Annotated in this window: 10 protein-coding genes; all 10 read left to right on the top strand. The window is 62.3% G+C overall.

All coding sequences use genetic code 11. The features are described 5' to 3' along the window. Positions 1-64 precede the first annotated feature (64 nt). The 10 genes from trpC (at position 65) to ACFQ6Y_RS29700 (ending at position 14073) form a co-directional block, all read left to right on the top strand. A complete protein-coding gene (gene trpC, locus ACFQ6Y_RS29745; RefSeq protein WP_003944016.1) occupies positions 65-874 on the top strand; it encodes an indole-3-glycerol phosphate synthase TrpC in 810 nt (269 codons plus the stop codon). Between the two features lie 74 nt (positions 875-948). Then, positions 949-2310 carry a tryptophan synthase subunit beta gene (gene trpB, locus ACFQ6Y_RS29740; RefSeq protein WP_378539722.1) on the top strand — a complete coding sequence of 454 codons (1362 nt, stop codon included), beginning with the start codon at positions 949-951 and terminating at the stop codon, positions 2308-2310. Further along, entirely contained in the window at positions 2307-3110 is an 804-nt protein-coding gene (gene trpA / locus ACFQ6Y_RS29735) for a tryptophan synthase subunit alpha (protein WP_378640329.1), read from the top strand. Before trpB ends, trpA begins: the two co-directional genes overlap by 4 nt. Then, positions 3107-4177, top strand: coding sequence for a prolipoprotein diacylglyceryl transferase (gene lgt / locus ACFQ6Y_RS29730; RefSeq protein WP_378640328.1), 1071 nt, complete (start codon positions 3107-3109; stop codon positions 4175-4177). Before trpA ends, lgt begins: the two co-directional genes overlap by 4 nt. Beyond that, positions 4174-4599: a TM2 domain-containing protein gene (locus tag ACFQ6Y_RS29725; RefSeq protein ID WP_378539719.1), complete on the top strand. Its 426-nt coding sequence runs from the start codon at positions 4174-4176 to the stop codon at positions 4597-4599. Before lgt ends, ACFQ6Y_RS29725 begins: the two co-directional genes overlap by 4 nt. Positions 4600-4726: 127 nt before the next feature. Beyond that, entirely contained in the window at positions 4727-5578 is an 852-nt protein-coding gene (locus tag ACFQ6Y_RS29720) for a hypothetical protein (protein ID WP_378640392.1), read from the top strand. 132 nt (positions 5579-5710) lie between these two features. Then, positions 5711-10195, top strand: a complete 4485-nt coding sequence (gltB, locus tag ACFQ6Y_RS29715) for a glutamate synthase large subunit (protein WP_378640325.1) — start codon at positions 5711-5713, stop codon at positions 10193-10195. Next, positions 10188-11690 (top strand): glutamate synthase subunit beta, encoded by a 1503-nt coding sequence (locus ACFQ6Y_RS29710; RefSeq protein ID WP_378640322.1) that lies wholly within the window; start codon positions 10188-10190, stop codon positions 11688-11690. Before gltB ends, ACFQ6Y_RS29710 begins: the two co-directional genes overlap by 8 nt. 82 nt (positions 11691-11772) lie before the next feature. Then, the gene (pyk, locus tag ACFQ6Y_RS29705; protein ID WP_214890328.1) at positions 11773-13191 is read left to right on the top strand and encodes a pyruvate kinase; all 1419 of its coding nucleotides are present in this window, start codon (positions 11773-11775) and stop codon (positions 13189-13191) included. Further along, complete coding sequence (locus tag ACFQ6Y_RS29700) at positions 13192-14073, top strand: acyl-CoA thioesterase (protein WP_378640320.1); 882 nt, start codon at positions 13192-13194, stop codon at positions 14071-14073. Positions 14074-14096: the final 23 nt, after the last annotated feature.

Raw genomic sequence — 14096 nt, 5'->3', positions numbered from 1 at the left:
GGCTGAGACCACCCTGATGACGTATCTCACATCGGGCTCTTGCCCAGAAAGGATTCGGGCCACGATGACCGTACTCGACTCGATTCTCGACGGGGTGCGCGCTGATGTCGCCGCCCGCGAAGCCGTACTCGACTTCGCTGCAGTCAAGGCTGCCGCGGCCGCTGCACCGCCTGCACTCGATGCTGCAGCAGCACTTCTGGAATCGAGCATCGGCGTCATCGCCGAGGTCAAGCGCGCGAGCCCGTCAAAGGGTGCGTTGGCCGACATCGCCGATCCCGCAGAGCTTGCCGCGGCCTACCAAGCCGGTGGCGCACGCATCATCAGTGTTCTCACCGAAGAGCGCCGTTTTCACGGCTCGCTCGCCGATCTCGACGCGGTCCGCAAAGCCGTCACCATTCCGGTGCTGCGCAAGGACTTCATCGTGGGGCCGTACCAGATTCACGAGGCTCGCGCTCACGGCGCCGACGTCATCTTGCTGATCGTCGCCGCGCTCGAACAGCAGGCGCTCGCCTCGCTGATCGATCGCACCGAATCCCTCGGAATGACTGCCCTCGTCGAGGTGCACACGGAAGAAGAAGCCAACCGCGCGCTCGAAGCCGGCGCCAAGGTGATCGGGGTGAACGCCCGCAATCTCAAGACTCTCGAGGTGGACAAGAACACCTTCGGTCGCATTGCTCCCGGTCTACCGACCGAGACGATCAAGATCGCCGAGTCGGGTGTTCGCGGAACTGCCGATCTCTTGGCATACGCCGGTGCGGGTGCCGACGCGGTGCTCGTCGGTGAAGGCCTCGTGACCAGCGGTGACCCTCGCAAGGCCGTCGCCGATCTGGTCAACGCCGGCGCACACCCGTCCTGCCCGAAACCGTCTCGATAAAGCGCATCACCGGCCCGGCGTGCTTTGACGCACCCGGGCGGTGACCAGCGGCACCCTTGGGGCAGACTGGTGGGGTGACTTCACGTACTCAGGAACCAGGCTCCGGTGCAGTATCAGGTGCAGCATTCAAGGGCGGCAATCTGCCGCCCGCCAGCGCGGGACTCACCGAGCGCTCACATGATCCCGATGCCGGCGGCCATTTCGGCGTCTACGGCGGACGGCATGTGCCGGAAGCTCTCATGGCGGTCATCGAAGAGGTCACCGCGGAGTACGAAAAGGCTCGCGCGGACGACACGTTCTTGAACGAACTCGATCGCTTGCAGCGTGATTACACCGGACGTCCGTCGCCGATTTTCGAGGCAACGCGAATGAGCGAGTTCGCCGGTGGTGCGCGCATCATTCTCAAGCGTGAAGATTTGAACCACACCGGTTCTCACAAGATCAACAACGTTCTCGGTCAGGTTCTGCTGGCAAAGCGCATGGGTAAGACCCGCATCATCGCCGAGACCGGAGCAGGCCAGCACGGTGTGGCATCGGCCACCGCCTGTGCACTGCTCGGTCTCGAGTGCGTCATCTACATGGGTGCTGTCGACACCGAACGTCAAGCACTGAACGTCGCCCGCATGCGCCTACTCGGCGCGGAGGTCGTCTCGGTCGAGACCGGTTCGCGCACGCTCAAGGACGCGATCAACGAAGCCTTGCGCGACTGGGTTTCCCACGCGGACAACACCTATTACTGCTTCGGTACCGCGGCAGGTCCGCACCCGTTCCCCACCATCGTTCGCGACTTCCAGCGAGTGGTCGGCCTCGAAACTCGTGTCCAGGTTCAGGCACTGACCGGTCGCCTGCCCGACGCAGTCACAGCCTGCGTCGGAGGTGGTTCGAATGCGATCGGAATCTTCCACCCGTTCATCGACGATCTGTCGGTACGGCTGGTGGGCTACGAAGCAGCCGGTGACGGTGTCGAAACTGGTAGGCATGCAGCAACATTCGCCGGTGGCACACCTGGTGCCTTCCAGGGCGCCTACTCCTACCTGCTTCAGGACGAAGACGGTCAGACCATCGAATCGCACTCGATTTCTGCCGGTTTGGACTACCCGGGCGTCGGACCCGAGCACGCTTACCTGAGCGATATCGGGCGTGCCACCTACGAACCCGTCACCGACAGCGAAGCGATGGATGCTCTTCTGCTGCTCTCGCGCCGCGAAGGCATCATCCCGGCCATCGAATCCGCCCATGCCGTCGCGGGCGCGCTCCGACTGGGCAAGGAACTCGGCGAGGGCGCGATCATCGTCGTCAATCTCTCCGGTCGCGGTGACAAGGACATGGACACCGCCGCAAGCTGGTTCGGTCTCTTCGACGGCGCCTCGAGTCAGGCAACCGCTCCGGATGATGCAGCAGACCAGAACGACAACACGGAAGGCTCGGACAAGTGAGCGAACGACCATCACGCCTCGCACCCACCTTTGCAGCGTGCAAGGCTGACAAGCGTGCCGCCCTCGTCGGTTACCTTCCTGCCGGTTACCCGACGGTTCCCGAATCGATCGACGTGTTCAAGGCGATGGTCGACGGTGGCTGCGACATCATCGAAGTCGGTGTCGCGTATTCCGATCCGGTCATGGACGGTCCGACCATCCAGCGTGCAGCCGAAACCGCACTCACCAACGGCGTTCGCCTTCGCGACATCTTTACCGTGATCGAGCAGATCAGTTCGGTCGGCGGCAAGGCCGTCGTGATGACGTACTGGAACCCGGTGCTGCAGTACGGCGTCGACAAGTTCGCCCGGGACCTCGCCTCCGCCGGTGGACTCGGACTGATCACCCCCAACCTCATTCCGGAAGAAGCAGGCGCCTGGATCGAAGCATCCGAAGAGCACCACCTCGACCGGATCTTCCTTGTCGCTCCATCCTCGACCGAGGAACGGCTCGCCATGACGCTCGACGCGAGCAGCGGATTCATCTACGCGGCCTCGACGATGGGTGTCACCGGCGCGCGAGACGCCGTCTCGTCCATGGCTCCGGAACTGACCGCACGAATCCGCGCGCACTCCGACATCCCCGTCGGCGTCGGACTGGGAGTCCGCTCCGGCGCACAAGCTGCCGAAATCGCGGCATACGCCGATGCCGTCATCGTGGGTTCGGCCCTGGTCTCCGCGGTCGAGAACGGGTTGGGTGCGGTTCGCTCGCTCACCGAAGAACTCGCCGAGGGCGTCCGCTCGGCTACCGTGGCGTCGTGACCTCAACTGTGGACCTGCTGGCCTATATCCCCAGCCCGCCCCAAGGCGTCTGGTACGTCGGACCGGTGGCGCTGCGCGCCTACGCGCTCTTCATCATCCTCGGCATCATCGTCGCGATCGTGTGGGGAGATCGTCGTTGGGTCGCCCGCGGTGGCGAGAAGGGGACCGTTCTCGACATCGCGATCTGGGCTGTTCCCTTCGGTCTGATCGGTGGCAGGCTCTACCACGTATTGACCGACTGGCCCGCCTATTTCGGCGAGAACGGTACGCCTCTCGACGCACTCAAGGTGTGGCAGGGCGGCCTCGGAATCTGGGGAGCTGTCTTCCTCGGCGGTATCGGTGCGTGGATCGGCTGCCGGCGACGCGGCATTCCCGTATCTGCCCTCGGTGACGCGATTGCGCCCGGCATCCTGCTCGCGCAGGCCATCGGCCGTATCGGCAACTACTTCAACCAAGAGTTGTACGGTCGCGAGACCACCGTGCCGTGGGGCCTCGAGATCTTCGAGCGAGTGAACTCTTCCGGCCAACTCGATCAGCTCGCGGGTGTCTCCAACGGAGAAGTCATCCGGGTCGTTCACCCGACGTTCCTCTACGAGGCTCTGTGGAACGTCCTGATCGTGATCCTGCTGGTCCTCGTCGACCGCCGATTCAAGATCGGCCACGGACGCCTCTTTGCTCTGTACGTCGCGGGCTACTGCCTGGGCCGATTCGTCGTCGAGCTGATGCGCGACGATTTTGCCTACGAGATCGCCGGCATTCGAGTCAACACCTTCACTTCGGGGATCGTGTTCTTCGCCGCACTTGCCTACTTCGTCCTGGCGAAGAAGGGGCGTGAGGATCCGGCTGATTTGAAGTCGAAGAACTACGTTCCTGCGGTATCTGCCGGTGAAGCAGGAGCCGCGACGCCCGTTACCGAGAGTGATTCAGCAAAGGCGGATACAAAAGCCGATGCAAAGGCCACTGAATCTGATTCCCCTCAATCCGATTCCGGTGAGGCAAGCGCCTCCACGGCAGCGACGGACGAGTCGTCGGACGCGGTGAAGCTGTCGAAGAATGACAAGCCGTGACAGGTTCCTATTCGCAGGGAGGATTCCCCGAGGATCAGGGGCCGGTGTACGGCGCGCCCAATCCGTACGGTTATCAGCAGCCACTGCCGGCTCCGTCGATGTACGGGTTCGGTGATCCCTACGCGCCGTATGGTCGGCACCCGGTAACCGGGGAACCGTATTCCGACAAGTCGAAGGCCACTGCCGGCCTGTTGCAGATTTTGCTGGGCTTCTTCGGAATCTGTGGAGTCGGGCGCCTCTACATCGGAAGTGTCGGCATCGGACTGTGCCAACTGCTCGGCATGTTCTTCGCGCTGTTCATGTCGGCGTTCCTCATCGGAATTCCATTTGCCATCGGAATTTGGATCTGGGCGTTCATCGACGGCATCGTGATACTTTCGGGCAATGCGCGGGACGGTGCTCGCCGGCCATTGCGAGGATGAGTCGCGAGCACGAACTGAGGACAGATGTGTGGGGGACTGGCCACGAGAAGGTCGAACCCTCCTCGCGGCCCGATAACAAAAGCTATTACGTACCGTCGTCGAATCGAAGGAAAGTACGTTGCCTAACTTGAACAAGAATCCGGAACCTTCCGAGTCGGGGGACTCGTCTGGATCGCAGCCGCCAGTTCCACCGCAGTTCGGGTCGCCCTTCGACTACGACGCGACGGCGGATGCGTCGTTGACGGAGACATCGGCGCCCACGGAAAAGACGCCGTCGACGGAGACCACCGGCACCGGTCCAGGCTGGGACACGTATTCGGGAGTCGGAAACGGTCCGGGTTGGGGAAACCACCCCATCTACCCGCCGCCGACCGGAACCGAATCGACCACGGCGTTTCCCACTGCTGATTCCACACCGAACCAGCCCACAGCGCCGTACACGTCGCAGGAAAGCTACGCCGCTCAAAACTATCCGGCGCCTGACTACTCGAGCCCGACCCAATCCCCGACGGACGGTCCGATCTACGGTGCGCCGGCAGATCAGACTCCGAATCCCTACGCGGCTCCGCCGCAGGGCTACCCCCAGCCCGGATATTCACAGCCGGGTTACGGTCAGCCGCAGGGATACCCACAAGCGCAGGGTTATGTCCAACCCGGTTACGGTTTGGTTGATGCATCCGCGCCTTACGGCCGTGATCCGCTGACGGGTGAACCGTTCTCGGACAAGTCGAAGACCACCGCCGGCCTGTTGCAGATTCTTCTGGGATTCATCGGTATCTGCGGCATCGGTCGGTTGTACATCGGAAGCACGACCATTGGAGTGCTCCAGCTACTCGGTATTTTCCTCGGCTACATTCTTCTGTTCCTGGTCGTGGGAATTGTCGTAGTCCCGGCAATCTGGATCTGGGCCTTCATCGACGGAATCATGATGTTGACGGGTAGCGTGCGCGACGGCCAAGGTCGGCCACTGCGTAGCTGATCGAGACGACGTTCGGAACTGTGACCCCCTGATGCCTCGGTATCAGGGGGTCACAGTTTTACTCTCGCGACCTGCGGTTATGGGCTGATAAACTAGCGCTCGTCGGCTGCATGTCCGTGTGGAGGTCGCCGAGTGCCGTTTTCTCGAATACCTGATCCTCGAGGCCTGTACGACCCCGATCAGGAAACCGATTCATGTGGTGTAGCCGTGGTAGCAGACACCTCTGGACGGCACATGCATTCCATTGTCGACGAGGCGCTCGCGGTCCTGGGCAATCTCTCCCATCGCGGCGCAGTCGGGCGCGAATCCAACAGCGGAGACGGCGCGGGCATTCTGATTCAGCTGCCGACGAAGTTCTTCGACGCGGTGACCGAGTTCGAGCTCCCACCGCCCAATTCGATGGGTGAGAACACCTACGCGGCCGGAAACTGCTTTCTTCCGGTGGACGAGGAAGCACGTCGTCAAGCGGTTGTTCGGATCGATCAATGCGCAGCGGCAGAAGGACTGCAGGTTATCGGGTGGCGAGAGGTACCGGTCGACAGCGACTGCGTCGGAGCCGTTGCCGCGCAGTGTGCTCCGTACATCAGCCAGTGTTTTGTGATGTGCTCCCAGTCCAGCGATCACAGTGTGGGCGGAATTGCCTTGGACCGACGAGTGTTTGCGCTCAGGAGGCAAGTCGAGCGGATTCATTCGGACAGCACTGCAGTGTATTTCCCCTCGTTGTCCGCGCGAACCATCGTGTACAAGGGCATGCTCACCCCGGCGCAGTTACCCGGTTACTTCACCGACCTGCGCGATGGCAGAATGCGAACCGCCTTGGCAGTCGTGCACAGCCGATACTCCACGAACACTTTTCCGTCGTGGCCACTCGCTCAGCCTTATCGCTGCATCGCTCACAACGGCGAGATCAATACGATTGTGGGAAACAGGAATTGGATGCGTGCTCGCGAGCCGATGATGCGGAGCGCAATTTTCGACGGGGACATCGATCGCCTGTTTCCGATCTGCACCCCGGGAGGATCCGACTCTTCGTCGTTCGACGAAGTTCTCGAGCTTTTGACGCTCGGGGGCCGCAGTGTGCAACACGCCATCGCGATGATGGTTCCCGGCGCCTGGGAGAATGATTCTTCGATGCCTGACGCGATAAGGGCCTTCTATCAATTTCACGGTTGCCTGATGGAACCGTGGGACGGTCCGGCGTCGGTGACATTCAGCGACGGCACTGTTGTGGGGGCGGTGTTGGATCGCAACGGACTTCGACCAGGGCGATGGTGGCGGATGAAGAACGGCCGTATCGTGTTGGCCAGTGAGAGCGGTGTGTTCGACGCCCCCACATCCGAGGTGCTGGAAAAGGGGCGCCTCGAGCCGGGGCGCATGTTCCTCGTCGACACTGCTCGCCGTCGGATCGTTCCCGATGCGGAGATCAAGTCGGAACTTGCGAGCACAGCTCCCTACCGGGACTGGCTCGCCGGGGGATTGGTCGATCTCGAGGACGTCCCCGAGTCTGCGCCGGCCCGAGGCGATCCGGCTTCGCTGTTGCAACGTCAGCTGCTCTACGGATACCAGGCCGAGGACCTGCAGGACATTCTTGTCCCGATGGCAAGCTCAGGATCAGAGCCGTTGGGATCGATGGGCGTCGACACGCCGCTCGCTGTTCTCTCGGATCGACCGAAGCTCTTGTACGACTACTTCGTTCAGCTCTTTGCCCAGGTGACCAACCCGCCGTTGGACGCGATTCGCGAGGAAGTAGTCACGACACTCGCAACCACGCTCGGTGCCGAGCAGAACCTGTTCGAAGCATCTGCCCGGTCGTGCCGGAGGATCGTTCTGCAGAAACCGGTAATCGGTCCGGTGGAATTGCAGAAGATCGCAAAACTCCGCGGCCCTCGAACTCCGACAAGCACTGTCCTGCAGGGAATCTTCGATGCGCGGGACGGTCTCGCCGAGGGTGTCGAGAGGCTTCGTGAGTCCGCCCGAACAGCTGCGGCAGCTGGTATCGAAATCCTTGTGATCTCCGACCGTGGATCGGACTGCGAGCAGGCTCCCATTCCGTCGTTACTCGCAGTGTCAAGCGTGCACCACGATCTTGTTCGTCATGGCCTGCGAACCAAGGTCTCACTCGTTGTCGAGTCGGGTGACGCCCGCGAAGTTCATCACATCGCCTTGCTGATCGGCTACGGTGCGGCGGCTGTCCACCCGTATCTAGCTCTCGAATCGGTAGAAGCACTCAGCGAGCGAGACGAACTTCCCGGGATAGATCCGAAGACGGCAACGGACAACTATCTGAGAGCAACAAATTCCGGCGTGCTCAAGGTGATGTCGAAGATGGGAATCGCTACGGTTCACTCCTACACGGGCGCTCAGGTTTTCGAGGCCGTGGGCTTGGGCCGAGAGTTGGTCGACGAGTACTTCTGCGACACACGAAGCCGGATCGGCGGCATCGGTATCACCGAAGTCGCCCGCGAAGTCCTGATGCGTCACGCGGCAGCGTTCTCGGGGTCCGCGGTGCGCCTTCGTCAGTTGAGCAGCAGTGGAGAGTTCCGGTATCGCCGCGGTGGTGAATTGCATCTGTTCACGCCAGAGTCCGTGTTTTTTCTTCAACATGCGACACGGTCAGGACGTAGCGGAATATTTCGTCGCTACAGCGACGAAGTCGATCGACTGAGTACGCAGGGCGGAACACTGCGGGGATTGTTTCGATTCCGACGCGGGATTCGTCCGCCGATTCCGCTCCGCCATGTCGAACCCGTCGAGATGATTCTCGCTCGATTCAACACCGGTGCGATGAGCTACGGCTCCCTCTCTGCCGAGGCGCACGAGACGATGGCGGTTGCGATGAATGCTCTCGGCGGACGTTCCAACACCGGTGAGGGCGGAGAGTCGCCGGAGCGGTTACGTGACAACAAGCGTCGAAGCGCCGTCAAGCAGGTCGCGAGTGGTCGCTTCGGGGTGACCAGCGATTACCTCGTCAACGCCACCGACATTCAGATCAAGATGGCCCAAGGTGCCAAACCGGGTGAAGGAGGGCAGCTTCCGGGGTCCAAGGTGTACCCGTGGATCGCGGAAACCCGGTACTCGACGCCAGGGGTCGGTCTCATATCTCCGCCCCCTCACCATGACATCTATTCGATCGAGGATCTCGCCCAACTGATCTACGACCTCAGATGCGCAAACGATCGTGCACGGATACACGTGAAACTGGTCAGCGCGGTCGGAGTCGGGACAGTTGCGGCAGGTGTGGCTAAAGCGCACGCCGACGTTATGCTGATTTCCGGTCACGACGGTGGGACGGGCGCGGCGGCACTCTCGTCCATCCATCACGCGGGCACGCCGTGGGAGATCGGGCTGGCCGAAACTCAGCAGACGTTGGTGCTCAACGGGTTGCGCGATCGGATCGTCGTCCAGTGTGACGGGGGTTTGCGTACGGCGCGGGACGTCGTCATTGCCGCGTTGCTGGGGGCGCAGGAGTACGGGTTTTCCACGGCGCCACTCATCGCGGCCGGTTGCGTCATGATGCGGGTATGTCACCTCGACACCTGCCCCGTCGGAGTAGCAACTCAGAATCCCGAATTGCGCGAGCGATTCACCGGCCGGCCCGAGTATGTCGAGAACTTCTTCCGCTTCATTGCCGACGACGTACGACGGTTGTTGGCAGAACTGGGGTTTCGAAGTATCGATGACGCTCTGGGACACGCGGACGTATTGGAAATGACTCCGGAGGCGGCGCACTGGAAGAGCCGGACGTTGGAACTCTCGCCACTTTTCGACGTGCCGGCCGCGCCGGCCGGCGCGGCCTACCAGCCGTGTGTACCTGTTTCGAGCGAACTCGAACGCACCCTGATCGAGTGTGCCGCGGCCTCACTCGAGGACGATCGACCCGTGAATATCGAACTGCCGATACACAATACGGATCGGGCGGTGGGAACGAGGCTGGGCGCTGAGGTGACCAGACGCTACGGCGCCGTCGGGCTACCCGAAGGCACCATCGACATCGTGCTCAGCGGAACGGCAGGCCAGTCACTCGGTGCGTTCTTGCCACCCGGCATCTCGCTCGTCGTCGCCGGCGATGCAAACGATTATGTGGGGAAGGGTCTCTCGGGTGGACGGATCGTACTTCGCCCGAGCGAAGACGCGCCCTTCAAGGCCGAGGAGCAGGTGATTGCGGGCAATACCGTGCTGTACGGCGCCACGAGCGGCGCACTCTATGCACGGGGGCGTGTGGGGGAGCGATTCGCCGTACGCAACTCGGGCGCGGTCGCTGTGGTGGAGGGCGTCGGAGATCACGCGTGTGAGTACATGACCGGGGGGCGCGTCGTCATTCTCGGCCCGACTGGTAGGAACCTTGCTGCGGGAATGTCCGGCGGAATCGCCTTCGTACTCGACTTGAACGCCGAGAAGGTCAACTGCGACATGGTGGTTCTCGCGCGGCCTTCGGCGGAAGACTGTAGTCGGCTGGTCGAGATTCTCGGTGATCATCTGGCCGCGACCGGCTCGTCGGTCGCGGCACAACTTCTCGACGACTGGGTCGGCCACAGTCCGAGATTCACCAAGGTTCTGCCCGTCGACTATCAGAAGGTCGTTGAAGAGAACCAACTGGCGGAGCCGGCTCATGCCTGACCCACGTGGGTTCCTCAGCGTGAAACGATCCGGCGCACCGACCAGGCCGACCGATGTGCGTGTCGGGGACTGGGAATCGGTTTACGAGTCGATGGATCCCGTGGTGCGCAATCGAGACGTTTCCGCACAGGCCTCGCGATGCATGGACTGTGCTGTGCCGTACTGCCATTCAGCCGGGGTGGGCTGTCCGCTCGGCAATCTCATCCCGGAATGGAACGACCTGGTTCGGCGTGGTCGGTGGTCCGAAGCCTCGGAAAATCTGCATTCCACCAACAATTTCCCCGAGTTCACCGGACATCTGTGCCCCGCTCCGTGCGAAACGGCGTGCGTTCTCGCACTCGACGACGAGCGCACGTCGGGAGGTGTCACCATCAAACGCATCGAACAGGCGATCGTCGACAACGCCTGGGAGTCGGGTTCGTTGGGGCCACGGGTGCCCGTAGTTCACAGCGCCAACCGTGTTGCGGTAGTCGGTTCGGGACCGGCGGGACTGGCTGCGGCTCAACAACTGACACGCGCCGGACATCGTGTCACGGTGTTCGAGCGGAGTGATCGAATCGGGGGACTGCTTCGCTACGGAATCCCGGAATTCAAGTTGCCCAAAGCCTTGATCAACCGGCGACTGGCCCAGTTGACCGCCGAGGGGACTCGATTCGTCACCGGCTGCGCCGTCGGAGTCGACGTGAGCGCACAAGACCTCATGACGAATTTCGAAGCGACAGTCCTGGCGGTCGGGGCCGATCGTGCCCGAGACACCGACGTGCCGGGGCGTGGCCTTCGCGGAATCCATTTTGCGATGAAGTACCTCCGTGCCGCCAACCGTGAATGCGAGGGTGACGGCGCCTCGAGTATCTCGGCGCGAGGTGAGAACGTCGTGATCATCGGTGGCGGTGACACGGCGGCCGACTGCCTCGGCACGGTGCATCGCCAGGGTGCGCGCTCGGTGACGGAACTGGATTACCACGTCCCACCCCCGGGGCATCGCGATCGAGACCGCGACCCGTGGCCGTTGTGGCCGCGGATCCTACGCAGCTCCCCGGCAGACGAGGAGGGCAGTGACAAACGGTTCCGATGGGCGGCTCAGGAATTTCTCGACGACGGTGACGGTGCGGTTCGTGCAATCCGGATGGTCCCGGTCGCAGTGTCGCGGGGAGAGAACGGACAGCGGACCATTGTGCAGACCGGGGACACGACGGATCTCGTGTGCGAGATGGTGCTGCTCGCTCTCGGATTCGACGGCGTCGAATCCACGCCGCTGCTTACCGACCTCGATGTCGGCACCGATCCGCTCGGCAGAATCGAGTGTGATGTCGGGTGGCAGACCCGAACACCCGGCGTGTTCGTCTGCGGTGACGCGCATCGTGGGGCGTCGCTCGTCGTGTGGGCGATTGCCGAGGGGCGGTCGGCCGCACGTGCCGTCGACGTGTATCTCACCGGCGGGTCCGACCTTCCGTCGCCGGTACATCCGAAGGCATTTCCGCTGTTCGTGAGGTGAACAACTGAATCGAGTAAGAACAGAAAGTGCACGTCACAAATGCCGGATAGAAGTGCGGTGGGGTAGCGACTAGGCTCGAGCCGTGAACCGACGGACAAAAATTGTATGCACACTTGGACCTGCGACAGCTTCTGGCGACCGCATCCGTGAGCTCGTGGAGAGCGGCATGGACGTGGCTCGCCTCAACTTCAGCCACGGCGAGCATGCCGATCACGAAGAAAACTACATTCGCGTCCGCGCCGCGTCGGACGCCACCGGAAAGGCCGTCGGTGTTCTCGCCGACCTCCAGGGGCCCAAGATTCGCCTCGGCCGATTCAAGGACGAGCGGACCACCTGGGCCAACGGTGAAGAGGTTCGAATCACCGTTGACGACGTCGAGGGAACACACGATCGCGTCGGGACCACGTACAAGGAATTGGCGCGCGACGCCAAGGCCGGCGACCGACTGCTGGTCGACGACGGAAAGGTCGGCCTGGTCGTCACTTCCATCGACGGTAACGACGTCGTCTGTCGGGTCACCGAAGGCGGTCCCGTCAGCAACAACAAGGGCCTCTCGCTGCCTGGCATGAACGTCTCCGTTCCTGCCCTGTCGGGCAAGGACATCGCCGACCTCGAGTTCGCCCTCAAGCTGGGCGTCGACTTCATTGCACTGTCCTTCGTTCGCTCACCCGCGGACGTCGAATTGGTTCACGCCATCATGGATCGAGTCGGGCGCCGCGTTCCCGTCATCGCGAAGCTCGAGAAGCCCGAGGCCATCGACAATCTCGAAGCCATCGTGCTCGCATTCGACGCCGTCATGGTCGCCCGCGGTGACCTCGGTGTCGAGTTGCCGCTCGAGCAGGTCCCGCTCGTCCAGAAGCGCGCAATCCAGATTGCTCGTGAGAACGCGAAGCCGGTCATCGTCGCCACGCAGATGCTCGAGTCGATGATCGAGAACTCGCGTCCGACCCGTGCAGAGGCATCCGACGTTGCCAACGCCGTCCTCGACGGCGCGGATGCTGTCATGCTCTCGGGTGAGACTTCGGTGGGCAAGTACGTCATGGAAACCGTTCGCACCATGGCCCGCATCGTCGAAGCCGTCGAGAACGAATCGACCCGAGTCCCACCCCTGACTCACGTCCCGCGCACCAAGCGCGGTGTCATCTCGTACGCAGCACGTGACATCGGCGAACGTCTGGACGCCAAGGCATTGGTTGCATTCACACAGTCCGGTGACACGGTGCGACGACTGGCTCGCCTGCACACTCCGCTGCCGCTGCTCGCCTTCACACCGTTGCCCGCAGTACGCAGTCAGCTGACGCTGACGTGGGGAACCGAGACGTTCCTGGTCGATGCGGTGGCCACCACCGACGAAATGGTGCGTCAGGTCGACAATGCTTTGCTCTCGCTCGGGCGGTACGTCAAGGGCGACCTCGTGGTCATCGTTGCCGGGTCCCCTCCGGGAACCGTCGGCTCCACCAACCTCATTCACGTCCACCGCATCGGCGAAGAGGACCACTGAGTGACCCACGCGAATGCGTCCACCGACCTCGGTACTCTCCTCGGTCTGTTGGATCTGGAGCAGATCGGTGACGACGCGTTCCGTGGACACCACCCCGAGCAAGTAGGTTCGCGGACGTTCGGCGGTCAGTTGGTGTCTCAGGCACTGATGGCCGCCGGACGGACCGTCGACGGTGAGCGCCCCATCCATGCCGTCAACGCCCATTTCATTCGGGGTGGAGATGTCAAGGCGCCCATCGAGTATCGGGTGGAGCGTCATCGTGACGGGCGGGCTTTCGCCAACCGTCAGGTGACGGCGTATCAGGGTGAGAACGAATTGTTCGTGATGCTCGCGGCGTTCCAGGACTCCGGCAAGGGGCTCGACCACGCCGTCGAGATCCCGGATGTCCCGCTTCCGGATTCACTGCCGCCGATCGGCGATCATCTGGTGGGGTACGAGGAAAAACTGCCGCATTTCAGTGCGGCGCTCAAGCCGATCGACATGAGGTACGCCAACGATCCGGCGTGGATCCTCAAGGGCACCGGTGAGAAACTCAACCACAATCGGGTGTGGATGCGCCCCGACGGTGATCTTCCGGATGATTCACTCGTACACGCTGCGACGCTTGCATATTCGTCGGACACCACTGTGCTCGATTCGATTCTGACCACTCATGGATTGTCCTGGGGTCATGATCGTATCGTCGCGGCGACGGTCAACCACTCGATCTGGTTCCACCGTCCTTTCCGATTCAGCGATTGGGTCCTGTACGCGACCGAATCGCCCGTCGCTGCAGGTTCTCGTGGTCTGGCGACTGGACGGTATTTCTCGGTGGAAGGACTGCTGTTGGCAACAGTGGTTCAAGAAGGAATGATCAGGCACTTCCCGCGCAAGGGGGAGTGAGAAGCGGGTCCGAGAATGTGCTC

It is taken from the genome of Rhodococcus sp. NPDC056516 (assembly GCF_042794655.1).
GTDB lineage: Bacteria > Actinomycetota > Actinomycetes > Mycobacteriales > Mycobacteriaceae > Rhodococcus_F.
This window is presented reverse-complemented; position numbering and strand designations above follow the sequence as displayed.

Coding starts and splice junctions, on each gene's coding strand:
- ACFQ6Y_RS29710 (WP_378640322.1), top strand. CDS start 10,188: ATGCCTGACCCACGTGGGTTCCTCAGCGTGAAACGATCCGGCGCACCG.
- trpC (WP_003944016.1), top strand. CDS start 65: ATGACCGTACTCGACTCGATTCTCGACGGGGTGCGCGCTGATGTCGCC.